The 24255-nt window shown below is 63.1% G+C and carries 23 protein-coding genes and 1 tRNA gene; 12 read left to right on the top strand and 12 right to left on the bottom strand.

Annotated features, from left to right (window positions below; translation table 11 throughout):
• The first annotated feature begins 333 nt into the window (after positions 1–333).
• The 5 genes from ABGM93_RS14960 (at position 334) to ABGM93_RS14940 (ending at position 3554) form a co-directional block, all read left to right on the top strand.
• Positions 334–1011, top strand: a complete 678-nt coding sequence (locus ABGM93_RS14960) for a hypothetical protein (protein WP_321500813.1) — start codon at positions 334–336, stop codon at positions 1009–1011.
• Between the two features lie 155 nt (positions 1012–1166).
• On the top strand, positions 1167–1652 hold the full coding sequence (locus ABGM93_RS14955; protein WP_321500811.1) for a cyclic nucleotide-binding domain-containing protein: 486 nt from the start codon (positions 1167–1169) through the stop codon (positions 1650–1652).
• Between the two features lie 253 nt (positions 1653–1905).
• Entirely contained in the window at positions 1906–2109 is a 204-nt protein-coding gene (locus ABGM93_RS14950; protein WP_321500809.1) for a DUF2892 domain-containing protein, read from the top strand.
• A 336-nt stretch (positions 2110–2445) separates the two neighbouring features.
• Positions 2446–3327, top strand: a complete 882-nt coding sequence (locus tag ABGM93_RS14945) for a CoA ester lyase (protein ID WP_321500807.1) — start codon at positions 2446–2448, stop codon at positions 3325–3327.
• Positions 3328–3347: 20 nt separating this feature from the next.
• Positions 3348–3554 (top strand): DUF1737 domain-containing protein, encoded by a 207-nt coding sequence (locus tag ABGM93_RS14940; protein WP_321500805.1) that lies wholly within the window; start codon positions 3348–3350, stop codon positions 3552–3554.
• A gap of 40 nt (positions 3555–3594) precedes the next feature.
• Here the strand turns inward: ABGM93_RS14940 and ABGM93_RS14935 are convergent, their stop codons facing one another.
• The 3 genes from ABGM93_RS14935 to typA all read right to left on the bottom strand — a co-directional run bounded on the left by ABGM93_RS14935 (position 3595) and on the right by typA (position 8776).
• Positions 3595–3993 (bottom strand): YkvA family protein, encoded by a 399-nt coding sequence (locus ABGM93_RS14935; RefSeq protein WP_321500803.1) that lies wholly within the window; start codon positions 3991–3993, stop codon positions 3595–3597.
• Between the two features lie 110 nt (positions 3994–4103).
• A complete protein-coding gene (locus tag ABGM93_RS14930; RefSeq protein WP_321500801.1) occupies positions 4104–6362 on the bottom strand; it encodes a heavy metal translocating P-type ATPase in 2259 nt (752 codons plus the stop codon).
• Between the two features lie 590 nt (positions 6363–6952).
• A complete protein-coding gene (gene typA / locus ABGM93_RS14925; RefSeq protein ID WP_321500799.1) occupies positions 6953–8776 on the bottom strand; it encodes a translational GTPase TypA in 1824 nt (607 codons plus the stop codon).
• A 235-nt stretch (positions 8777–9011) separates the two neighbouring features.
• Here typA and ABGM93_RS14920 point away from each other — a divergent pair, with 235 nt between their 5' ends.
• The 3 genes from ABGM93_RS14920 (at position 9012) to ABGM93_RS14910 (ending at position 11279) form a co-directional block, all read left to right on the top strand.
• Positions 9012–9488 carry a MarR family transcriptional regulator gene (locus ABGM93_RS14920; RefSeq protein ID WP_321500797.1) on the top strand — a complete coding sequence of 159 codons (477 nt, stop codon included), beginning with the start codon at positions 9012–9014 and terminating at the stop codon, positions 9486–9488.
• The gene (locus tag ABGM93_RS14915) at positions 9485–10708 is read left to right on the top strand and encodes a multidrug effflux MFS transporter (protein WP_321500795.1); all 1224 of its coding nucleotides are present in this window, start codon (positions 9485–9487) and stop codon (positions 10706–10708) included. The genes ABGM93_RS14920 and ABGM93_RS14915 overlap by 4 nt, the downstream gene beginning before the upstream one ends.
• A 172-nt stretch (positions 10709–10880) precedes the next feature.
• On the top strand, positions 10881–11279 hold the full coding sequence (locus ABGM93_RS14910; RefSeq protein WP_319774601.1) for a RidA family protein: 399 nt from the start codon (positions 10881–10883) through the stop codon (positions 11277–11279).
• Between the two features lie 39 nt (positions 11280–11318).
• Here ABGM93_RS14910 and ABGM93_RS14905 read toward each other — a convergent pair whose 3' ends face one another.
• The 4 genes from ABGM93_RS14905 to argH all read right to left on the bottom strand — a co-directional run bounded on the left by ABGM93_RS14905 (position 11319) and on the right by argH (position 17210).
• Positions 11319–13877, bottom strand: coding sequence for a TIGR02302 family protein (locus tag ABGM93_RS14905; protein ID WP_321500793.1), 2559 nt, complete (start codon positions 13875–13877; stop codon positions 11319–11321).
• Between the two features lie 219 nt (positions 13878–14096).
• Positions 14097–15368, bottom strand: a complete 1272-nt coding sequence (gene lysA / locus ABGM93_RS14900) for a diaminopimelate decarboxylase (protein WP_321500791.1) — start codon at positions 15366–15368, stop codon at positions 14097–14099.
• Between the two features lie 21 nt (positions 15369–15389).
• Entirely contained in the window at positions 15390–15608 is a 219-nt protein-coding gene (locus tag ABGM93_RS14895) for a lipoprotein (RefSeq protein WP_319774604.1), read from the bottom strand.
• Between the two features lie 204 nt (positions 15609–15812).
• The gene (argH, locus tag ABGM93_RS14890; RefSeq protein ID WP_321500788.1) at positions 15813–17210 is read right to left on the bottom strand and encodes an argininosuccinate lyase; all 1398 of its coding nucleotides are present in this window, start codon (positions 17208–17210) and stop codon (positions 15813–15815) included.
• Positions 17211–17355: 145 nt separating this feature from the next.
• Here argH and ABGM93_RS14885 point away from each other — a divergent pair, with 145 nt between their 5' ends.
• Entirely contained in the window at positions 17356–17913 is a 558-nt protein-coding gene (locus ABGM93_RS14885) for a TlpA disulfide reductase family protein (RefSeq protein WP_321334302.1), read from the top strand.
• Positions 17914–18037: 124 nt separating this feature from the next.
• Here ABGM93_RS14885 and ABGM93_RS14880 read toward each other — a convergent pair whose 3' ends face one another.
• The 5 genes from ABGM93_RS14880 to ABGM93_RS14860 form a co-directional block, all read right to left on the bottom strand.
• Positions 18038–18295: a hypothetical protein gene (locus tag ABGM93_RS14880; protein ID WP_321500786.1), complete on the bottom strand. Its 258-nt coding sequence runs from the start codon at positions 18293–18295 to the stop codon at positions 18038–18040.
• Between the two features lie 181 nt (positions 18296–18476).
• A complete protein-coding gene (locus ABGM93_RS14875) occupies positions 18477–18665 on the bottom strand; it encodes a hypothetical protein (protein ID WP_319774608.1) in 189 nt (62 codons plus the stop codon).
• 125 nt (positions 18666–18790) lie between these two features.
• Positions 18791–19702, bottom strand: coding sequence for a bifunctional methylenetetrahydrofolate dehydrogenase/methenyltetrahydrofolate cyclohydrolase FolD (gene folD / locus ABGM93_RS14870; protein ID WP_321500784.1), 912 nt, complete (start codon positions 19700–19702; stop codon positions 18791–18793).
• 55 nt (positions 19703–19757) lie between these two features.
• On the bottom strand, positions 19758–20087 hold the full coding sequence (locus ABGM93_RS14865) for a DUF167 family protein (RefSeq protein ID WP_319774610.1): 330 nt from the start codon (positions 20085–20087) through the stop codon (positions 19758–19760).
• Between the two features lie 28 nt (positions 20088–20115).
• Entirely contained in the window at positions 20116–20412 is a 297-nt protein-coding gene (locus ABGM93_RS14860; RefSeq protein WP_319774611.1) for a YggT family protein, read from the bottom strand.
• 409 nt (positions 20413–20821) lie between these two features.
• Between ABGM93_RS14860 and ABGM93_RS14855 the strand changes: the two genes are divergently transcribed.
• From ABGM93_RS14855 to ABGM93_RS14845, 3 genes are all read left to right on the top strand, one after another.
• A tRNA-Ala gene (locus ABGM93_RS14855) sits at positions 20822–20897 on the top strand.
• Positions 20898–21887: 990 nt separating this feature from the next.
• Complete coding sequence (locus ABGM93_RS14850; protein WP_321500777.1) at positions 21888–23426, top strand: TolC family protein; 1539 nt, start codon at positions 21888–21890, stop codon at positions 23424–23426.
• Entirely contained in the window at positions 23423–24196 is a 774-nt protein-coding gene (locus ABGM93_RS14845; RefSeq protein ID WP_321500775.1) for an efflux RND transporter periplasmic adaptor subunit, read from the top strand. The genes ABGM93_RS14850 and ABGM93_RS14845 overlap by 4 nt, the downstream gene beginning before the upstream one ends.
• Positions 24197–24255 lie beyond the last annotated feature (59 nt).

Genomic DNA, 24255 nt, shown 5'->3' with positions numbered 1-24255 from the left:
AGAGCTTGATGATAACGTCAGCAAAGGTCACGCCTCAAGCGGGTGCGGAAAAATCTCATAATCATCGTAAGTACCGCGAAACGGCGGGCCGTCAATTCTGGCTGGCCCGGCCCCCGGGCCTCCGCCCTGGCCTCAGCTCTGGCCTCTGGCCCGTAACGCCCCCTCCGCTTGCCTCAAATCCCGATGACGGACGCAAGCGCATTGTCAGAAAAGCTCCTTCGTCGCATCATGGATACATGGGGGTTTTCGCTGTTTCGCGGTTGGCAGAGCCATGCGAAACGGAAATTCCGGGCGACGGCCCGCTTTTGGGGCATGAACGGAGAGATGGGCAGAATGATTGGCAAACCGGTATTGGCAGGATTGGTGGCGCTCCAATTGGCGGGTTTTCTCACCTTGAGCTCTGCCCATGCGGAAAAGATCGCAAGCTTCAAGATCGGCAACTGGGAAGGTGGCGCCTATACCCATTCCCAGACCGGCGAATTCAGCCATTGCGCGGCATCAGCCAGCTACCGGAGCGGCATCACGCTCATTTTTTCCATTCACAAGGACCTCAACTGGGCCCTTGGGCTGGTGAACAAGAAATGGAAACTGGACGTCGGCAAGAGCTATCCCGTGCGCTACTGGGTGGACAGGGGCCGCGACTATTCCGGAACAGCCGAGGTTATCTCCGCAAATCAGGTCAAGGTTGCGCTTCCGGGCGATGACCGCCTCTTTTCGGCCGTGCGCAACGGGCGGCAGTTGACGGTTCTGGCCGCCAATGACGAAATGAAGTTCTCGCTCACCACCACCAATCGGATGCTGTCGCGCCTGTTCGACTGCGCCCGCACCTGGCGCAAGCGGAATCTCAACACGCCCGCCAATCCGTTTTCCGATGGCGGTGCCAGCGACAACCCGTTCTCGACCGACACTGAGGAAGACAACAGCAATCCCTTCGGTGCGGACAAGGGGTCGTCCACACGGCGGCTGGATGTGGATTTGCCGCTCGCGAACGCCGTTTTGACGAGCCAATAGCCAAGACGGGGCGGTCGGCGTACGCCCTCTGCGCCCCGGTACGCTGTGGCGCCGCATTTCATGCTAGAGTGCGCAACTCCGCATGAAGTGATTCCGCTCGCGCGGATCGTCTCGTATCACCATCCAACGCACTTGAGATTGCCCGGAAACACTGCATGAGCCTTGCCCGCGATATTCCGCTGCTGCGCCAGGTGCCCCTTCTGGGCGAGTTTTCCGACGAGCAATTGCGGCTTCTGGCCTTCTCCGCTGAAAACGTCGTCGCCAATGAGGGCGAAGTGATCTTTCGCGAAGGCGAAAGGTCGGATGCCAGCTACGTGATTGTCAGCGGCAAGGTGGTCCTGCGCGGCGGCGAAAAGGGCAAGGAAGACCTGGCCACAGTCGGCCCCGGCACCCTTCTGGGCGAAATGGCGCTTTTCATCGAGACAACGCGTCCCAACACCGCAGTCCCCCTTGAACGCACGGAGATGATCCGCATCCGCCGCGCGCTCTTCAAGCGGATGCTGCAGGAATACCCCGATATCGCCCAAGCCATGCACCATGGACTGGCCGGGCGCCTCAAGGCCACAACCGACCAGCTGGTGAAGGTGGCCGACACGCTCGATGAATTGAACATCGTGCCGCTTGACGGCAAACGCGGCTGATTTTTTCCGCAGGTTTCGCGGATGGCGATATGCCTTTCGCCCTTCGTGACGCCCGCAAAACAAATTCAATTATGCGCATGCGTCCAAACGTCGCGGCGCGCACTCGCCCCTCGTGCCCTATCTACTGAGTGCGACATTTTGGCGTGCCCGGGTCACATGACGCCCGCGCATATACGCTCTCCCCGATTAGAACCTGCGTTCTGATGGGGATTTGCCTGGCAGTATGAGCCAGGTCACAAGTGGAGGAAGGTTCATGGCTGCATTTTCGACCAACATGGGATCTGCGGAACGTATTGCCCGCATCGTCGTCGGCATCGCGCTTTTGGCTTTTGCGCTGATGGGTCCTGCGGACATCACCTGGAAGTGGGTGGGCTGGATCGGGATTGTCCCGGTTGTCACCGCGCTTGTCGGCTGGTGCCCGCTCTACACGGTCCTCGGCATCAACACCAAGGGCTGATCCGACACACGGATCCTCAGCGAAAACTCAAGCGAACTGGCCTTGGACTCCGTCGGAAAGGGTTCAAGGTACCGGCGGGGACCGGCCATCCCTCAGCCCCGGCGGACAGCCGGGCCCCGCCATAATTGCGCCAAGTCAGACCGGCGAAGACGCCCATGCCACGGCTCCGGGCACGCGCGCCCGCCCGGAGGTGCGCGCGCGCCCCAATTCCCTCGCGATATCTGTTAAAAGTTGGCTGGCGCGGCGCGCGCGGGCCCGCTACTTTGCCGTTGCGGCATCGCAACAAGAAGCAATCGCCAAGAAACCGCTCCGGGGAATGACCTCAAGGATCCAGACATGACTTTCCGACCGCGCCGTTCAGTGCTCTACATGCCGGGCTCCAACGCCCGCGCCCTCGAAAAGGCGAAGACACTTCCAGCCGATTGCCTCATTCTCGATCTTGAGGATGCGGTTGCGCCCGATGCAAAGGAGACGGCCCGCGACCAGGTCGCCGCGGCCGTCAGGCAGGGCGGCTACGGCCCACGCGAGGTCGTTATCCGCATCAACGGACTGACAACCCCCTGGGGCGAAGACGACCTGAAGGCGGCGGCGGCGGCGAACCCAGACGCGATCCTGATCCCGAAAGTCTCCGCCCTTCAGGATCTGGCCGGGATTGAGGGCATGCTGCAACAGGCGGGCGCTGCGCCGGATCTGGCCCTGTGGGCGATGATGGAAACGCCGCTCGCCATGCTCAATGCCGGGACAATTGCGGCGGCATTCACCGATACCTGCCCGCGCCTTGCGGCCTTCGTCATGGGCACGAACGACCTTGCCAAGGAGACAGGCGCGCGGCTTGTTGAAGGCCGGGCGCCCATGCTGCCCTGGTTGATGACCTGCCTCGCGGCAGCCCGCGCCTACCGCCTCGATATCCTGGACGGCGTCTATAATGACTTCGGCAATGCGGAGGGCTTTGCCGCGGAATGCCGACAGGGGGTCGAACTCGGCATGAACGGCAAGACGCTGATCCATCCCAAGCAGATCGAGCCCTGCAACGCAGCCTTCTCCGCCACAGCGGAAGAGGTGGAGCGCGCACGCGCCATCATCGCGGCCTTCGATCTTCCGGAAAACGCAGGCAAGGGCACCATTCAGCTTGACGGACGCATGGTGGAACGTCTCCATGCGGACATGGCGCGGCGGACGGTTGCGATCGCCGATGCGATTGCCGCGCGCGCAAGCTGAAACAAGGTCAGACCCGCATCATGAAACTCTACCGCTTCATCACCGGCCCGGATGACTCCGCCTTCTGTCACCGGGTCACGCAGGCACTGAACAAGGGCTGGGAGCTCTCCGGCTCCCCGACCCTCACCTTCGATCCGGTCAAGGGCCGGACGATCTGCGGCCAGGCGGTGACGAAGGAAGTCGACGGTGTGGACTATTCGCCAGAAATAAAGCTCGGGGAGTACTGACGGCCGAACAGACTGCGGATGACCGCAGGAGACGGGCAGCCTAGCGTCTCAACTCCGCCAGCACCTTGCGGGCCGCCACGCGGTGTTCCTCGCGGATGGAGGTGGTCACCAGTGCGATGGCAGCCATCAACACGCTTGCATCGTCCGCAAAGCCGACGCCGAGGATGAGATCCGGCACGGCATCGAGCGGCAGAACGAAATAGGCCAGCGCGCCCAGCAGCGTGGCGCGCACCTTGACCGGGGTCTTCGGATCGAAGGCGCAGTAATAGGCCGCGATCACATCCTCCATGAACGGGATCTGGCCAAGGGCCTTGCGCACCGTCTTGAAGAACGATTTGCGCACCCGCTTCGCCTTGCCGTCGAGCCTCTCGCGACCGCGCAGGGTCGTGGGATCGTCCGGGCCAAGGATTTCGCCGTCAAGCGGATAGGTGCGGGTCATGGCGTCTCCCGTTTCTGGTGAAGACCTCATCATAGGCAAGAATGCGTCGAAAATCGTGCTCACGGACAAGCACATGCCGAGATCTCTTCAGTAGGCCCGGCGCACGCGCCTCAAACCCGCGCCTTCCAACGCCGAAGCAAGCCCGCGTTGGTGACAACGGACACCGAACTCATCGCCATTGCGGCCCCGGCGATGGCCGGAGACAACAGTCCGATCGCGGCCAGCGGAATACCCACCACATTGTAGACGAAGGCCCAGAAGAGGTTCTGGCGGATCTTGGCGACGGTCGCCTTGGAAACCTCCAGCGCGCTTGAAACCATGCGCGGATCGGACCGCATCAGCGTGATGCCCGCCGTCTCCAGCGCAACATCCGTGCCCGACCCCATCGCGATGCCGATATCGGCCGATGCCAGCGCCGGGGCATCATTGAGCCCGTCGCCGACCATGGCCACCGTGCCGCCCGCCTTGCGCAAGGCCTCGATGTGCGCCGCCTTGCCATCGGGCGGAACGCCTGCTTCCACATCGTCGAGCCCCAGGCCGCCGGCAATGGTGCGCGCCACGGCCGGGCTGTCGCCGGTCAGCATCAGCGTGCGGATGCCCATCGCCTTGAGCCGTTCAATCGCTTCTTTCGCCCCCGCGCGCGGCTGATCTGCCATGGCGATCACGCCGACGGTGCGTCCGGCAATGGCCACCATCACGCTGGTGCGACCCCTGTTCTCCAGATCCCGGCGCATGTTGTCCGCGGTAAAATGATCGATCCCGAATTCATCGAGCAGCGCGGCATTGCCGATCATCACCTTCTGGCCCGCAATGTGCGCGACAAGCCCGCGCCCGGTATGCGCTTCGAACTGCGTGGGACGGGCCAGCTCCAGACCGCGTTCCTGAGCCGCGCGCACCATGGCTCCGGCAAGCGGGTGCTCGCTGGCCGTCTGGGCGGAGGCGGCGATGCGAAGCAGCCGATCGGAATTGCCATCAAATGCGAGAATATCGGTCACCTGCGGACGCCCTTCCGTCAGCGTCCCGGTCTTGTCGAAGACAACCGTATCCACATGGACGGCCACTTCCAGCGCCTGAATGTCCTTCACGAGAATGCCGGAGCGCGCCGCCGCGCCCGTTCCCGCCACCAGCGCCGTTGGCGTGGCAAGACCCAGCGCGCAGGGGCAGGCAATCACCAGCACCGAGACGGCTGCTATCAAGGCATGTTCGAAAGTGCCGTCAAACACCATCCAGCCTGCAAAGGTCAGCGCCGCGATGGCGACGACAGTCGGCACGAAGATGGCGGAAACCCTGTCCACCAGCCGCTGCACCGGAGCCTTTCCGGTCTGGGCGTTTTCGACAAGGCGGATGATCCGCGCAAGGGTCGTGTCCTCGCCAAGAGCCGTCGCCTCCACGCTCAGCGCGCTGGATCCGTTGATCGTGCCCGCGGTGACGGTATCGCCCTCAGACCGCAGAACCGGCAGGCTCTCACCGGTGATGAGCGCCTCGTCCATCTCGCTCGCCCCCTCGCGGATCACGCCATCCACCGGGACCTTTTCACCCGGTTTGACCAGAACCAGATCGCCGACCCGCAACGCGGACACCGGCACGACCTCGCTGCCGGTGGCGGTCAGCCGGGTGGCGCTGTCCGGTCGCAAGGCCATCAGCGAGCGCACCGCCGCGGTGGTGGACCGCCGCGCGCGGGCTTCCAGCAGCTTGCCGAAAACAATCAACGTCAGGATGACGGCGGATGCCTCGAAATAGAGATGCCCGGTAGCTGCAGGTCCCATCGTGATCACATGATAGAGCGAATAGAAGAAGGCGGCGGAGGTGCCGAGGGCCACCAGCACATCCATGTTTGCACTGCCGCCCCTGAGCGCCTTGAACGCTCCACGATAGAAACGCATGCCCGCGATGATCTGGACGGGCGTGGCCAGAAGCAGCTCGACCATCGGCGTCAGGTGGAACTGAAGCCCGGCCGTCATGGCGATCATCTGAGCGACCAGCGGTGCACTGAGAATGAGGGACAGCAGGAATATCGAGAAAGCGCGGCGTTCTTCCCTGTGCGCCGCCGCTTCACGCTCTTCGCGCTCCTGACGGCGTTTTTCCGCGTTGGCGGCGCGCGGATAGGCGTGATAGCCCCCCTTCTCCACCGCCGCGACCAGCGTCTCCAGCGCCACAGTGTCGTTGACGGCCAGATCCGCACGCTCCAGCGCCAGATTGACGCTCGCCGTATCGACGCCCGCAACGCGGCTCAGAAGCTTCTCCACCCGTGTCGCGCAGGCCGCGCAGGTCATGCCGGTGATATCGAGTTGCACGGAGCGGGAGTCCTGCGGGCGGGAGACGGATCCGGGCTCGGCGCCTGAAGGCTTGTCTGCGGCGTGGGTACTCATCGCGATAGGTCCGGTTGCTCAGCCCAATGCGGCTTCCCGGTCGAGATAGGGCTTCCAGTCGCTGGAAGGTCAAGCCCCCTGGCCTGACACGCATCACGTGTGGTTCAGGCCTTTGCGCGCCTTGATTGACGTTACGTCACGTACGATGTTATGCTGACATCCTGTTGGAAAGCACTCAGCACACCGCGTCCGGATTGGGAGACGGATCGGAGCAATGCTGAGACGGGACTTCGGCTCTCGGGAGGAGCTGTCCGGCGGTTTCCGACGGGCATTTCCGTGCCAAACCATTGAAATAGTTATTTTAAGAAAATTCATTTCAGCAAGGAGGAGGGGAACCTCCTCCTTGTTTCGTGTCATGGCTCCCGAACGCTCCTCGGCACCTTCCCCAATCGACCTGTCAGACAAGACGGCTTGCCCTAAAAAGGATCAGCTTCGCGCGACTGCGGGACGGGCCCGGCCTGCGCATGAGGGAAGATGGGGAGGAGCAAAACCGAACCGCCGGATCCATGCCGGCGGATAATCGGAATGGCCCCCACGGCCCGTCAATTGCGGACCGTGGGCAAACCATGAGTGCGGGATCGGCGCCTGGATCAGGCCGCAGCCTTCTTCGCGCGCGCGGCCTTCTTGCGGTCATTGGGATCGAGGATCGCCTTGCGCAGACGGATGGTCTTCGGCGTCACTTCCACCAGTTCGTCATCGGCGATGTAGGACAGCGCCGCTTCCAGCGAAAGCCGGATCGGGGTTGTCAGTTTCACCGCCTCGTCCTTGCCGGACGCACGCATGTTGGTGAGCTGCTTGCCCTTGATCGGATTGACCTCAAGGTCGTTACCGCGGGTGTGTTCACCGATGATCATGCCTTCATAGACCTTGACGCCGGCATCGATCAGCATCGGACCGCGGTCTTCAAGGTTGAACAGCGCGAACGCGACCGATTCGCCGTTGGAATTGGAAATCAGAACGCCGGTGTTGCGGCTCGGAATATCGCCTTTGTAAGGCGCGTACCCGTGGAAGAGGCGGTTGAAGATCGCCGTGCCGCGGGTGTCCGACAAGAGCTCCGACTGGTAGCCGATAAGGCCGCGCGTCGGCGCATGGAAGACGAGACGGGTGCGATCGCCGCCCGAGGGACGCATCTCGATGAGATCGGCCTTGCGCTCGGAGAGCTTCTGCACGACCGCGCCGGAAAACTCCTCGTCGACGTCGATGATGACCTCTTCGATCGGCTCCAGCGTGTTGCCGGCCTCGTCTTGCTGGTAAACCACGCGCGGACGACCGACGCAGAGCTCGAATCCCTCGCGGCGCATATTCTCGATCAGGATGGCGAGCTGAAGCTCACCACGCCCCGACACGATGAAGGCATCCGCCTCGTTGGAATCCTCGATCTTGAGTGCGACGTTGCCTTCCGCCTCCGCCAGCAGGCGTTCACGGATGACGCGGCTTTGCACCTTGTCGCCATCATTGCCCGCAAGAGGACCATTGTTGACGCGGAACGTCATCGACAGGGTCGGCGGATCGATCGGCTGGGCCTTGAGGGGCTCGGTGACATCGGGTGCGCACAGCGTGTCCGCAACCGTCGCGGTCTGCATGCCGGCGATGGAGATGATGTCGCCGGCTTCCGCCTTGTCCACCGCCTCGCGCTCCAGACCACGGAACGAAAGCACCTTGGAGATGCGCCCGGTCTCGACGGTCTTGCCGTCCATCGACAAGGCCTTGATCGCCATGTTCGGCACGGCCGTTCCCGACACGACGCGACCGGTCAGGATGCGGCCGAGAAACTGGTTCGGCTGAATGGTCGTCACGAGCATGCGGAACGATCCGTCCTCCGCAGCCGGCGGCGCGACGCGGTCCAGCACCATATCGAACAGCGGCGCCATGGAGGGCTCGGCCGGCTTCTCCGTCTCCAGCGACATCCAGCCCTGCTTGGCCGAACCGTAAAGAACCGGGAAGTCGAGCTGCTCCTCATTCGCGTCCAGCGCGGCGAACAGGTCGAAGATCTCGTCCAGCACCTCTTCTGCGCGCTGGTCCGGCTTGTCGATCTTGTTGATCGCCACAATCGGCTTCAGGCCCAGCTTCAGAGCCTTGGCGAGAACGAACTTGGTCTGCGGCATCGGGCCTTCCGATGCGTCGACCAGAATGATCACGCCGTCAACCATGTGCAGGATGCGTTCCACCTCGCCGCCGAAATCGGCGTGGCCCGGCGTGTCGACGATGTTGATGCGGGTGTCGTTCCACATCAGCGATGTCACCTTCGCAAGGATGGTGATGCCGCGCTCACGCTCCAGGTCGTTGGAATCCATCATCCGCTCTTCCGTCCGCTGGTTTTCGCGGAAAGAACCGGATTGCTTGAGCAGAACGTCGATCAGAGTAGTCTTGCCATGGTCGACGTGCGCGATGATGGCGATATTGCGCAGTTTCATGTACCCATCCAAAAAAGCACCGCGCGCCCATCGGGCCCGCGGTTCGTTGCACGCTCAAAGCGGCAGGCCCACCCGGGCCGTTGTTGCGATTGGCCGGGTATATAAGGCAATTGGCTGGTTTGTGCAACGCACTGCGCGCATATCAGTGTGCAGCTTGACCACAGGGTGCCGCACCGATAGGTAATAAGGCCTTCATATTATATGAGCGACATATGACCTATTGCACGAAAGCCATATGATCCCCGAGGCTCCCGACCGGACCATAACCTTCCTGCTCAGCGACATCGCGCGTCTCATCCGCCAGCACTTTGCGGAAGGGCTGAATGATGCCGGCCTGGGCCTGACCCTGGGCGAGGCGCGCACACTTGCGTTCGTGCGGCGACTGCCCGGACGCCGACAAAGCGTGATCGCCGAATATCTCGGCGTCGAGCCCATGACGCTGGTTGGCTTCCTCGACAAACTGGAAAAGGCGGGGCTGGTCGTGCGCGAAACCGATCCGGTGGATCGCCGCGCCAAGCGCATCACCGCGACGCCCGCCGCCGCGCCGACAATCGCCAGGCTCGACGCCATGGTCGGACAGATCCGCAAGACAGCGGTTGCCGGACTTTCAGAGGCCGAAATCGAGCAGGCAGTCCGGTTGTTGGAAACCTTGCAGAAAAACCTGAGCGGCGGCGCCGACGCGTCCGCCGTCGCGAAAGAAAGCGACGCATGATGCAAATGCCCGTCCCAAGTCCGCTGATGAGCGAACGCCGGACCTCTGCGCTGGGAGGGGCTCTCGTGGCAATCGGGCCGATTTCCATGGCACTCTACACGCCCGCGCTGCCGACGTTGACACATGTCTTTCACACCACCGACGCGGTCATCAAACTGACGCTCACGGCCTATTTCGCAGGCTTCGCCTTCACACAGCTCATTTGCGGACCGCTGACCGACGCCTATGGACGGCGCCCCGTGGCGCTATGGTTTCTCGCCCTTTATCTGGGCGCAACCGTTCTGGCGACCTGGGCGCCAACCATCGAGTGGCTGGTCATTGCCCGATTGTTTCAAGGCGTCGGAGCGGCTGTGGGCGTTTCCGTTTCACGCGCCATCGTGCGCGACCAGTATGCCGGTCAGGCCTCCTCGCGCATCCTCAACACCGTCAGCATGATGCTGGCGGTCGGCCCTGCCGTCTCCCCCACCATCGGCGGCATTACCCTGGCCCTCCTTGGCTGGCAGGAAATCTTCTATTTCATGGTGCTCTACGGAATAGCGCTCGGCGCCGCCGTGCTGTTCCTGCTGCCGGAAACCAACCTCTACCGAGACCCCGCACGTGCCCGCCCCAAGCCGCTGGTCCGCGCCTATGCGGCCCTGCTTGCCGCGCCGGGTTTCATGCGCCCTGCGCTCTTTCTGGGCTTTTCGCTGGGCACCATCTACACCATGGCGACCCTCATCCCGTTCGTGATGATCGACCATGTGGGCCTGACGCCGACGCAATTCGGCCTCGGCATGATGTTTCAATCCGCCTGCTTCTTCTGCGGCACGATCCTCACCGCCCGGCTCCTGCGCCACTTTCCGGCAGAGCGCCTGCTGCCCTGGTCCATGATCGGCATCGTCGTGGGGATGAGCCTTCTTGCGATCACGCTGCACATGCCCACCTTGCGCTACCTGACGGTCATGACGCCGATCGGCATCTTCACCTTTTCCATCGCCATGGGCGTGCCTGCGGCCACCACGGCGGCCATGGCCTCCTTTCCGCGCATTGCAGGCTCTGCGGCGGCGTTGATGGGCTTCATCCAGTTCGGCAGCGGCTTTCTCGGCTCCATCATCGGCGCGTCCTTTGGCGATCCTGTTCTCGCCATGAGCATTGTCGCTCCGGCCATGCCGATACTCGGCATCCTCGCCTATCTCATTCTGGGCTTCCTGATCCGCCGCTCCTCGCCTTCCGGTCTGTAAACCCGCCCTGCGACCAACGGCATCGCAAGGCGCGGGCCTAGAATTTTCCCGTTTCCTTCCGCGATGGAACCCGCAATGATCAGGGGCCACCTGCCCGCCTCGCCAACGGCATGCCTCACCCGCTGCCGGACCCGAAAACGGGCATTCTCGTGAAGAAACGGACCTCCCTCCCATGACCCGTCACCACGTCACTTCCAATTCCACCTTCGAGCGCCAGTTCGGCTATGCGCGGGCCGTGGTGGAGAAAGACTGGATCTTCGTCTCCGGCACGACCGGCTACGACTATGAGAGAAGCACCCTGCCGGCCACGGTGGAGACGCAGACACGCAAGGCATTGGCCAATATCGCGCGCACCCTTGCGGAAGTGCGCGCCTCACTCGCCGATGTCGTGCGTGTGCGCTACTACGTCAGCGATCGCGCCCATGTGCGACGGATCGCACCGATCCTCGCCGATACGTTCGGGGAAATTCAACCCGCGGCCACCATGGTCCTGTGCGAGATGATTGAACCGGAAATGCTGATCGAGATCGAGGTGACCGCCGTTCGCCGGACGCGCGCGGAAACCGACTAGAGCGCGCCCGAACACCCTCATGGGCCGCCATGGGCCGCGCTATTCGCGCCGCAGGAGCCGCTCAAGGTAATCCAGCTCAAGCTGCGGGCGGCCGGGATCCGAATAGCGACGGCGCAGTTCTTCCAGAATGCGCCGCGCTCTCTGGATGTCGATATCGCCCGGCACCGGCACACGGTTTCCATCATCGAAACCATCGGTGCGCCGCGGACGTCCGAGCGGATCTTCGCCATTGCGCATGTTCGGCCGGGCCATGCCGCCAGGCCCGCCGGGGCCCATCATCTGTTCGCCCAGCTGTTGCGCGCCGCGCCGCAGGGCTTCCAGCGCATTGCCCTGCTCGCCGACCGCACTGCCCGTATCGCCTTGCCCAAGGGCCTTTCCGGCCCGGCCCATGCTGCGGCCCGCCTCGCCCAGCTCACCCGGCTGCTTCATGCCGTTTTCCGCCATCTGGTCCATCAGCTCCTGCAGCCGCTTTTCCAGATCTCCCTGCCCCTCGCGAAGCTGCTTCAGCGCCTCGGCGAGCTGCTCCTTGGTCATCCGCTCCCCATTGCTGCCGTCTTCGCCCTGCTGACCGCGCTGGTCCTGCCCCTGGCGATGCGTCTGGTCCATCAGCTCCTGCTGGCGCCGGATCATGTCCGCCAGCTCGTTGAGCATCTTCATCATTTCCTGGCTCTGCTGGCCCTGAGGCATCTGCTGCATGCGACCGGTCTGGAGATTTTCCAGCATCCGCTGCATCTGGGCGAGCAGATCGCGCGCGGCATCCTTGGCGCCGCTCTTTGCCAGTTCCTCGATCTGACGCAGCATCTCCTCCAGATCCTGACTGCGCAGCATCTGGGAATTGGGATCCATGGGCTGCATGGCCTGCGGATTGTTCTTCATCTGCTCCGCCAGCGCCTGCATGTAGCGCTGCAGGGCCTCGCGCAGCTCCTGGGTGAGCTTCGCGATCTCGTCGTCGGAAGCTCCGTTTTCCAGAGCTTCGCGCAGCTTGTTCTGCGCAGCGCGCAACTCGCGTTCGGCGGCCGAAAGATCCCCATCCTCGATCGTTCCCGCAAGCTCCCACATCAGGTCGGCGACAGCGCGCAGAGCCTCATCATCCGATGCCTCCAGCAGACGGGAATAGACGAATTTCATGCCGAGAAACGTCTTGGGATCCTCCATGAAGGTATCCGGAGCCAGCATGAGCATGTCCATCGCATCCGCGACCTGCGGCTGCTGGTTGGCATCAAGTGCCAGATTGCGGCGCTGTTCGACGACGGCCCGCGCCAGAGGCTTGGAAAAGGGCCGCTCCGGCAGGGTGATGACCTTGGTCTCGCTGCGCCCCTCCTGTCCGGCCTGGTCTTTTGCAACCAGCGTCAACGCCACCTTCGATCCCGCCCAGGGGTGGGCGGTCAGATCCTTGAAGGTCTCCCCCTTGCCGTCATGCGCCCGACGGCCCGGCAGCGCCAACGGAAAGGCCGGGGCCTCGTAGAGCGGCCGCGGCTGCCCTGGGGAGGCCTGCCCCGTGGCGCCATTCTCCACCGGTGTGATGTCAGCCCGTGCCGACATCACGCCGAAATCGTCCGAAACCTCGTAATCGAGCTTCAGCGTACCGCTCACTTGGGGTTCCGGCTCGCTCAGGAACCGGATCACCGGGTTTTCATCCGGCTCGACCGCAAAGCGCCAGCTGTCGACAAGCGAGCCACCGCGACGCGCTTCAACCGTGCCATTGCCGCGCAAGGTGACGCGATGTTCGAGCGGCGCATCGGACGCTGCATTGAGATCGCGCGGGGTCTCCGGCGAAATCTCCTCACGCTCCTCGCCCATTGCCGCAATGACGGAGAGATCCCGGCTTTCGCCCTGGGCGCGCACAACCACCACACTGCCTTCCGGCACGGTCACGACCGCGTTCGGATCGCGCTGCGGCCCGACCTCGCCGGTCAGGAAGATCGGCGGGCGGCGTGTATAGGCGGGTGGCGTCACCCAGGCGTCGATGCGCCCGAAGGCTGCCGGCGTTTCATCCGCGCCGACAAAGGCGGACAGGGTCCGCGTCCCCCGATCCCCCATAGAGGCACCGAACCCCACCACAAGCAGCATCGCGACCACCACGCGCAAGCCCCAGGGATCGGTTCGAAACGCCTGCGGATGCGGCCATCCGGCACGAAGGGAGGCCATAGCCCTCAGGGCACGGACGCGGTGTGCCTCCCAGAGAGCTCTGGCGACGGGATCTTCCGTGCCGGTGGCAAGGTTGTCTTCCAGTGCGATAAGCGGATGGTGACGATACCGGCCCGTGGCCTCGATGCGGGCAAGCCCGTGAGCCCGGCTTGGCCAGCGCAAGCCGCGCGCCGGATAGGAGGCCCAGCCGAGCGCGCCGATGAAGCCCAGCACCCCGACCCAGCGCAGAACACTCGGCAGGATCAACCAAAAGCCCATCCAGGACAGGGCGAGAAACACGCCCGCCACCATCAGGACCCGATAGGCAATCGGCCATAGCCGCTCCCAGAAAAGGGCGGCTCGGGCAAGCGCAAGGGACCGGCTCAGCTTGCGTTCGAACGCAGCCCCTGACACGGGAGCCTGATCGGCGCGCGCCTGATCACGGGCGAAAGGATCGCGTTGCTCAGCCAAATTGCAGCTCCCCGATTACCGGCACCCCCCGAAAACGGCGACGAACCAAGGCTCCCGCACAAATGGCGCGGAAGGAGGTCCTGCTCTTCCACCCTACAGGGTGTGGCGGTGAATGCCATTCGGCAAGCTAATTATGGCCGCGACGTGATCCGCACGGCTCACAATCTGTTCAAGAGGCAGATGCTGCCCGCCGGTCGAAGCCGACTTCCGGCTCCGGCCTCAGTCTTTCAGCCAGTCCGGCACACGGTCGAGCGCGATCAGGTCCTCATAGGAGGGCCGGGGCCGGATGACGGCGAACGTGTCGCCATTGACCATAACCTCAGGCACCAGACGGCGCGAATTGTAGGTGCTCGACTGCACCGCCCCGTAGGCCCCTGCCGAATAGACCGCGATGAGATCCCCGGAGGCCAGCTCCGGAAGATCCCGGTCATGCCCGAGATAGTCGCCCGTCTCGCAAACGGGCCCGACGATGTCGGCCACCATGCGCGGAGCATCGGGCGCGGGTTCCTTGACCGGCCCGATCTCGTGCCAGGCCTCGTAGAGCGTCGGACGCACCAGATCGTTCATCGCGGCATCGGCGATGACGAAGGTCTTGCCCGCCCCATGCTTCACATAGACCACCTCGGAGACGAGAATCCCCGCATTGCCCGCAATCAGACGACCCGGCTCGCAAATGATGCGGCAACCAAGGCGCTCCACATGCTTCTTCACCAGCGCCGCATAGGCTTCCGGATGCGGGGGCGGTTCATTGTTGTTGCGATAGGGAATGCCGAGACCGCCGCCCAGATCGATATGCTCGATCTCGTGGCCGTCGCTGCGCAGCGCCTCGATCAGTTCGCCAAGCCGCGCAAAGGCCGCATCGAACGGTTCAAGCTCGGTGATCTGCGAACCGATATGCATGTCGATGCCGGTCACCTCGATATTCGGCAGCGCCGCCGCCCGGCCATAGACCTCGCGGGCGCGCTTCCAGGGAATGCCGAACTTGTTTTCCGACTTGCCCGTGGAAATCTTGGCGTGGGTGCGGGCATCCACATCCGGATTGATCCGAAGCGAAATGCGCGCCGTGCGCCCCTTGCCGCTGGCGACCCGGGAAAGTTCCTCCAGCTCCGGCTCCGATTCCACATTGAAGCACAGGATGTCCTGATCGAGCGCGAAGGCGAGTTCTTCCCTCGTCTTGCCAACACCGGAAAACATGATCCGGCTGGCCGGAACGCCCGCTGCAAGCGCACGGCGCAGTTCCCCTTCCGAAACGACGTCCATGCCTGCGCCGAGGCGCGCCAGCGTCGTCAGGACAGCCTGGTTAGAATTGGCTTTCACCGCATAGCAGACGAGCGAGTCGATCCCGTCAAACGCACCGGAGAAGACCTTGTAGTGACGCTCCAGCGTCGCGGTGGAATAGCAATAGAACGGGGTGCCGACTTCGCGCGCGATATCGGCCACGCTCACGTCTTCGGCGTGCAGGACGCCGTTGCGATAGGAAAAATGGTGCACGGGCTAAAGCTCCGGGAAAAATCAGATAAGCGGATCGAGAATGAAAGGCCGGTCAGGCGTCTTGGTCGCAGACGTCTGTTTGCCGGAGGGGCCGGGAACGATGACGCTCAGCCCGGTTGCTTCCGGTTTTCGTTCCGCCGACGGCGCCTCAAGCGGTCCACGACGCCCGCAACCGCTGACGGTTAGGGCGACGACAGCGGCAACAAGAACGGCCAGACGGGCGGAACGGACGGCGCTCACGGAAATCTCCAGATTCTGATCCGGGCACCCTGGCTCAGGGAGAATACCCCCGAGAGCCGGATAGGTTGCCCGCAAAGCGAGATGACGGGCCTGCGCAAATTGCGCAAGCACATTCGTGTCGCACGGCGGCGCGTTCGCTTCAAGCTGTTGTTTGCGCCAAAACGAACCTGTGCGCCGCCGGATTCTGTCGCAGGAAGGGCCGGTTCAGCCCTTCGCGGCGTTCTTTTCCAGCTGCTTGAGCCAGCGCCGGGCCTGTTTGCGCACATTGACCGGCGAGGTGCCGCCATAGCTGGTGCGGCTACGCACGGACTTGTCGACCGACAACACCGAATAGACGTCCTCGGTGATCCCCGCTTCCACGCTCTGCATCTCGGCAAGCGAGACCTTGTGCAACTCAATGCCCTGCGCCGACGCGATCCCCACGATGGAGCCGGTGATGTGATGCGCGCGCCGAAACGGCACCCCCAGAACACGGACGAGCCAGTCGGCCAGATCGGTTGCCGTGGAATAGCCCGAACCGGCCGCCTTTTTCAGGCGGCGCACATCCGGTTCCATGTCCGACACCATGCCCGTCATGGCGGCGATGGCCAAAGACAGGTTGGACAGCGCGTCGAAGGCCTGTTCCTTGTCTTCCTGCATGTCCTTGGAATAGGCGAGCGGCAGCCCCTTCATCACCGTCAGAAGACCAACCAGAGCGCCGGTGATGCGGCCCGTCTTGGCGCGCACCAGTTCGGCTGCATCCGGGTTGCGCTTCTGCGGCATGATCGAGGAACCGGTCGTGAACTTGTCGGAGAGCTTCACGAAGCCGAACTGCGCCGAGCACCACACCACGATCTCTTCCGCCAGCCGCGACAGGTGCATCGCCGCGATTGCAGACGCGCCGAGCGCTTCGAGAACGAAATCGCGATCCGCAACCGCGTCGAGCGAATTGGCGGTGGGGCGGTCGAAGCCGAGGGCTGCCGCCGTTGCGTGACGGTCGATCGGGAAGGAGGTACCGGCAAGGGCGGCAGAGCCCAGCGGGCACTCGTTCATGCGCTTGCGCGCATCGCTGAAACGCCCTCGGTCGCGCGCGATCATCTCCACATAGGCCAGCATGTGATGGCCGAAGGTGACCGGCTGGGCCGACTGTAGATGCGTGAAGCCCGGCATGACCGCGCTTGCGTGCGTTTCCGCCTTTTCCGCCAGCACGCGCTGGAGTCCAGCAAGCTGATCGTCAAGCGTGTCCATCGTGTCGCGCACCCAGAGGCGGAAGTCGGTCGCCACCTGGTCGTTTCGCGAACGCGCCGTATGAAGCCTGCCCGCCGCATCGCCGATCAGGTCGGCCAGCCGCGCCTCGACATTCATATGAATGTCTTCCAATGCGCGTGAGAATATGAACGTGCCTGCCTCAATTTCTGACAAGATCGTGTCTAGACCGTTGGAAATCGCCTCGGCATCTTCTGCCGCAACGATACCCTGGGCCGCCAGCATGGCGACATGGGCCTTGGACCCGGCAATGTCCTGCTGATAGAGCTTGCGGTCATAGCCGATGGAAGCGTTAATTTCTTCCATGATTGCGTCCGGGCCTTCGGCAAACCGGCCGCCCCACATGCGATTGCTCATCCTCAAGCCCCTGTAAGCAAGGTTGCCAAAAACAATGACCGAACCCGCCAAAGAAACCCCGAGACGTGGCAACGGCCGAAAACTGATCGCACTCGCCGCCCTGGCCGGCGCTGCAATCGGTGTCGTTGCGATATACGGGATCGGAATGCCTGATGGCAACTCAGGCAATGGCAAGTCATGTGCGGTTTCCTTGAAAAGCGCGCAAGCCGCCAAACCGCTCGCCACCGGAGAGGTGGCCGCATTCCTGCCCACAACCAAACCGCTGGATGCCTCCGAGCTCGTCTTCAACACGGCAGACGGCACCGCGAAGACGCTGAACGATTTTGCCGGAAAGACGGTTCTGCTGAACCTCTGGGCAACCTGGTGCGCGCCGTGCCGGAAGGAAATGCCCGCGCTGGACCGCTTGCAGGGTGCCATGGGCGGCGACGATTTCCAGGTGGTGGCGGTGAATGTGGACGTGCGCCCCGGCGACCGGCCGAAGAAGTTCCTCGACGAAATCGGGGTGGAGCATCTCACCCGCTATGGCGATGACAAGCTCGGCCTCTTCGTCGCCCTTCGCTCCCTGGGCCGCGCCACCGGCCTGCCCGCCACGATGCTGGTGGGGCCGGATGGCTGCGAAATCGGCACGATGTATGGTCCGGCGGAATGGGATTCCGACGACGCGCAAGCCATGCTGAAGGCCGCCATGACGGCGCAGAACTGATCCGGCTCTGCGTCTTTGGGGAGCACAAAAAAGAGTGTCGGCCCGCGCAACGCGCGAGGCCGACATGGTCGTTCGCTGTCGCGGGGGGACAACGACGGTCAGAAAGGGCAAACAGGCCTGACGCCTAGACGGAGATGTCCAGCGACGAGCCCACGCCGCGCTCACGCGCTGGCGGACGATCCTGCGTTCCGCTTTCGGAACTGTCGGACGCTGCCTGTACCGGCGGGCTGGTCGGCGTACTGTCATTGCCGCTGGCGGCCTGAACATTGCCTGCCGGCGTTCCGGACTGGAGTTCCTGGCTGGACTGGCTTCCCTGTCGCTCGATCTTCGTATCGAAATCGAATTGCGACTGTTGGGTGGGTCCGGCTCCGGTGATCTGCATAAGAGAACACTCCTTGTTTCAAGGACGTGACCGCAGGGTCGCTCTATCTCGTTAACGGCTGGTAACGAATCGATATCAAGCTGTGACGATACTCAATTTCGCGTTTAGCGAGCGGTTAAATTTTGATGAAAATCGTCACAGGGCAGGCTTGCGGTCCTTGAACCTGCTGAGAAATCCGCGCTCAGGCGCTGATATCGATGGCCTGTCCCATGCCCTGCGGCGCGGCCGCCTTGGCGGACTGCGCAGCTTCTTCGAGCATCGCGGCCATGGCCTGCGCCTGCGCCGCACCCTGCTTCATGAAAGAAGCGACCATGGTGGAGACGGCCTGAGAACGGTCTGCGACGACAGCGGCTGTTGCGATTGCGTTCATGAAGCTACTCCTTTGCGCCAAACCATGGGTGGCGGAAGTTAAGATTTCGCGAAGGCGAAAGATCCAGTTTTAACGACAGGGCGCCACCCGCAAGCAGCAGCCCCGACGCGCTGACAGACCCCGCATCAACCCAGATCGGGTTCCGCAAGGCCACGACGACGGCAGGCTGCGCGCACCGTATTGGCGAGCAGGCAGGCAATCGTCATCGGCCCCACACCACCGGGAACCGGCGTGATCTGGCCCGCGACCTCGACAGCGGTTTCGAAATCGACGTCCCCTACGAGCCGCGTCTTTCCTTCACCGCGTTCAGGCGCCGCGATCCGGTTGATCCCCACATCGATGACGCAGGCTCCCGGCTTGATCCAGTCACCCTTGATCATCTGCGCGCGGCCGACGGCCGCCACCAGAATATCGGCCTGGCGGCACACGGTTTCAAGATCGCGCGTACGAGAATGGGCCATGGTGACGGTGCAGTTTTCGTTCTGGAGAAGCAATGCGACCGGCTTGCCGACCAGAATGGAGCGCCCCACAACCAGTGCATTGAGGCCGGAGAGATCGCCGCCGTTTTTCTCGGCCAGCGCTTCCTTGGCGAGGATCACGCATCCTTGCGGCGTACACGGCACAAGCCCCGGCTTGCCCAGAACGATCCGCCCGGCATTGACCGGGTGCAGACCGTCGACATCCTTGGCCGGATCGATGGCGAGGACGACCGCATCGGAATCGATATGTGCGGGCAACGGCATCTGCACCAGAATGCCGTCGATACCGGGATCGGCATTCAGCCTCTCCACCAGCGCGATCAGATCGGCCTGCGAGGTCGCTTCGGGCAGGATATGCTCGATGGAGCGCATGCCGCATTCGCGGGTCAGCCGGATCTTGTTGGAGACATAGACCTTGGAAGCCGGGTCCTCTCCCACGAGCACGACCGCAAGGCCGGGTTCAACGCCCGCATCGTCCTTTAACCGGGCGACCGCAACAGCAACCGTTTCACGCAAGGCGGCCGCACGGGCCTTACCGTCGATAAGGGTGGCGCTCATGGATATGTCCTTGGAATCTGGATCCCGATGAGGGGCTGATATCGGCAGCGTCTTATCAGCCCGAGCGCGGCAATGCGAGGGCTTCCAGCCCCTGAATCAGGTCCTTTTCATCCCCCTGGACGAAAAGGGTCTTCAGACGGGCCGTATGGCCCGCCTCGACCGAGACGTCGCGGGACGGCACTTTCAGGGTCTTTGAGATCAGTTTTTCAAGCGCCTTGTTGGCGGCGCCCTTGTCGGGCACCGCACGGACCCGCGCCGCAAGCACGACGCGACCATCGGACAAGACGTTCAGGCCGTCGAGCTGATCGCGGGACGCCTTGGGCGTCAGACGCAGGGCAATCCGCACACCGCCATCGGCCGCGCGCCAGGGAACATCCTGCGTCACGATCCGATCACCTCACACATCCGGGCGCCTAGTAGTAGCAGCCGCTGAGATTCCGGATCAGATTCTGAATCAGCATCATGATCAGGATCACCACGATCGGCGACAGATCCAGCCCACCCATGGCGGGCAGGATGTTGCGGATCGGACGATAGACCGGCTCGGTCAGCGAATAGAGCATCTGACCGATCGTACCCACGACCTGATTGCGCGGGTTGATGACATTGAACGCATAGAGCCACGAGAAGATCGCGGATGCGATGATGACGTAGAAATAGAGCTGCAGCGCAACCAGGATAACAGGGACGATGGAGCAGACGACGGCCATCTTGGTCGATCTTTCCGTGGTTCGGGGTCTCAATGGGTTCTGGCGTTTACAGGTGAGCACATGTAGCGACAGGCTGGCGGCATGGCAAGATGAACCGTTGCCGCGCGCGCCATCGCACCCCGCCACCGCGTCCGGTGAGGCGCGCGGAAACGCCTTGCAGCGCAGTCGCCCCATTCCTGCGGACGATGCGAATCGGCTTCCGGGCACGCATGAATGAAGCCCGCCTCCCCCAGCGCCCAAACAGCATTGAGATGACATTCGCCCGCGACTCCACAGGCGGGGTTTTCCATGTTTCAAACGGTGAGACGGCGGTTCCTATGCACAGGATGACAATTTGGTCTGAATTCCTCGCAGGTTCGCCTTGACAGCCCTCACTGCGGGCGACTAAATGCGCCTCACCCAAAAGGTCGGGGCCGTAGCTCAGTTGGGAGAGCGCGTCGTTCGCAATGACGAGGTCAGGGGTTCGATTCCCCTCGGCTCCACCATTTCCTCCATATCATCTTGATCGCCAAAGAAGACCTTTGATCTCAAGGGTCTGCTCAGCTCATGCTGTACACAACGGCTTGCAAGCCGGTGTCGAGGCAGCCGCATGATCTGCGAAAGGCGCGTTCCGAAGAGTGGACGAGGCTCAGAAGCGCCTTGAGCGCGGGCGAATTCGCGGAGGCGGAACATGCGCCAGTCCAGGTTGTCTCTGACTTCTACGAAACGGTCGCGGCCTTGCGCCAACAAGCCCGCCATGTCGTGGCCCGCGCCATTCCTTCTCTTGCAAAGTCCCGCGAAGCGCTCTGGTGCCTCGACTTCGATCACCGCCGCATCATGGCATCGAGGGTTGCTCGCTAGAACACCCATCCAATGCGTCTGGGCCGGCCGGAAGGAGCAACAGGTCTGCCCTTCGAAAAGGCGACGCGTTGCAGGCGTGTCTCGCCCCCCGAGGCTGGCGCCGCACCGGATAAGCTGACAAAGCGGCGCGGTTCGTCCGGCTCTCGCCACGGCTATTGACGGCACGGCTTTGCAAGACGAGCCGAATGGGCCCGGCTCTCAGGCACCGGAGAAGGCAAGACAGTCCACCATGACGGCCAAACCGATCGTCAAGGTTTCTGTCAAGCTGGTTCAAACGGGAACCCGCAACGCTCTGGGTCTTCTATCCATAGAAAATTGACATGATAGACATTTAATTCGAATTTCAATCGTTCGCTCATCCTGAAAACTACTTAAAACCCAGTACAGACGTCGACACATTCGAATATTTGCTTTACCAATATTTTTTACGTTACGTTAGAGCGCCAAAGTTATTGATTGTCGTGTGTTGAAAATGAACAAGTTCTGTATCCGGAAAATTCACGCGTAACGGAAACTACATAGCGCAGCCTCGGTCAGGATCTGAGTGTGCGTCCAGCTCGGATATCGCCACGACGATCGTCGTGGAGACGGGGAGGAATGTCAGTGACGGGATCGCAATCGCGGGGGGGGGCGACATGACGGTTGGCGTGATTGCTCGGATGTTTGGGGTCGCTACGGCCGTTTTTCTCGTTTCCGCCTGTGCGGCAATACAGCCGTCCGGCATCGATGAACAAAGCCTTCTGGACCAGGCGCGCGCGGATCGCGTCAGCGCTCGCGAAGGCGTCGAGCCGATCGAAGGCAAGCTGTCGCTCGACGAAGCGATGGCGCGCGCCCTCAAGTACAATCTCGACCGCCGCGTCAAGATGATGGAAGAGGCGCTCGCCTTCAAGGAACTGGACGTCTCGAAGGCCGACATGCTGCCGCGGCTGGTGGCGCAGGCCGGTTATGACTGGCGGAACAACGACAAGATCAGCCAGAGTCGCAACTCGCAAACTGGCGCATTGTCGACGTCGCGCTTCATTTCCCAGGAGCGCGAGCACGAAACGGCCTCGCTGGCGCTTAGCTGGAACATTCTCGACCTTGGCGTCGGGTACTACAGCGCCAAGCAGCAGGCCGATCGCGTCCTGATCGCGAGCGAAAGGCGGCGCAAGGCCATGCACCTGCTGATGCAGGATGTGCGGACCGCCTACTGGCGCGCCTACAGCGCGCAACGGCTGCGCGCAAGGGTGCGCGCCACGACGCGCGAGGCCGAAGCCGCACTGACCGACGCGCGACGCGCGGAACAGGAAAAGCTGCGCAACCCCCTCGATTCATTGCGCTATCAGCGCCAGGTGCTGGAAAACCTGCGCCTGCTGGAATCGATCGACCAGGAACTCTCGACCGCCCAGATTGAGCTGGCCTCCCTGATCAATGCGCCGCTCAACCAGAAACTGGTGCTGATCGCGCCCAGGGCGACGACCAACCGCAAGGTGTTGAGGATCCCGGTGGAGGTCATGGAGGAGACGGCGCTGGTTGCCAACGCGGACCTGCGCCAGGAACACTACAACGCGCGCATTGCCCGGGTGGAGACCCGCAAGGTGCTGCTGAAGCTGTTCCCCAACCTGATCTTCAAATATGGCGGCAACCACGACACCGACGTCTACCTGCTCAACAACAACTGGCTCGATGCGAGCGCGCAGCTTTCGTACAACCTGTTCAACCTGTTGACCGCGCCGACACGGATGAAGCTTGCGAAGGCGGGCGTCTCGCTGGCGGACCAGCGGCGCGTCGCCATGCAGATGGCGGTGATGGCGCAGGTTCACCTCGCACGGCAGAACTATGCCAATGCCCTGCGCCAGTTCGCGCGCGCCGACGCGATCTGGGAAACCGATCGTCGCATCGCCGAGCACATGAAGAACCGCGAGGCGGTGGAGGCCCAGAGCAAGCTCGACAGCGTCGCCAACCAGACCACGGCTATCCTCAGCCTGCTGCGTCGCTACCAGGCGTTGGCGCTGGCGCAGGCAGCTGAAGCCAAGCTTCAGGCCACCCTCGGCGTCGATCCCCCGATCGGCAGCGTCGACGAGCTCTCCCTTGCCGAGCTCTCCCGCGAAATAGCAGCCAGCGGCGGCGTCCGGACGGAGGCGGCGTCGGCATCGCGCGCAAGGATCCCGGAGAGAAAGGCCGCCAAGCTATGACGCCCCGGGCTTTCCTGCGTCCTCTTCTTCTTCTCGCGCTGGCATTTGGCTGCGGAACTGGCGGCGCCGCCTCGGACGACGCCGGCGGAGCCCTGCCCTCCGGCCTGCAGCGCCTGGAAATCCGCGCGCAGTTGCTGCCCCGCCGCTTCACCACCCTGGCGGCGGAAATCGGCGCGAAAATCAGCCGCCTGCCAATTCCTGAGGGCGGACGCTTCGAGGCTGGCGAGCTTCTCGTCGGCTTCGACTGCGCGCTGCCGCAGGCGATGCTGCAAAAGGCGCAGGCGGAACTGACGGCGGCGCAGCGCACTTACGAAGCGAACCGGCGGCTGGCCGAGCTCAATTCCATCGGCCTGATCGAGGTGGAACAGTCGGCCGCCGCCGTCGCGAAGTTCACCGCGGACATGCGGGCGCAGGAGGTCGTGCTGAGCAAGTGCTCTGTCACGGCGCCATTTGGGGGCCGTGTCGCCGAACAGATGGTGCGCGAGCAGCAATACGTTCAGCCCGGCCAGACGTTGCTCGATATTCTCGACGACAGTTCCCTCGAACTGGAATTCCTGGTGCCGTCCAGCTGGCTCGCTTGGCTGAAGGTCGGCCAGAGTTTCGAAGTCGAGATCGACGAGACGCAGGCGACCTATCCGGCCCGGTTCGTCCGCATCGGCGCGCGCGTCGATCCGGTCAGCCAATCGATAAAGGTCGCGGCGACGATCGACGGCGAGTTTCCCGAACTGATCGCCGGAATGAGCGGTCGCATCCACGTCTCCCCGCCCTGACCCGGCCCCAATCTCAGTCGCAGTCGCAGTCGCGCCGAATCAGCATCCGATCCCTAGCC

The organism is Breoghania sp. (assembly GCF_963674635.1).
Taxonomy (GTDB): Bacteria; Pseudomonadota; Alphaproteobacteria; order Rhizobiales; family Stappiaceae; genus Breoghania.
This window is presented reverse-complemented; position numbering and strand designations above follow the sequence as displayed.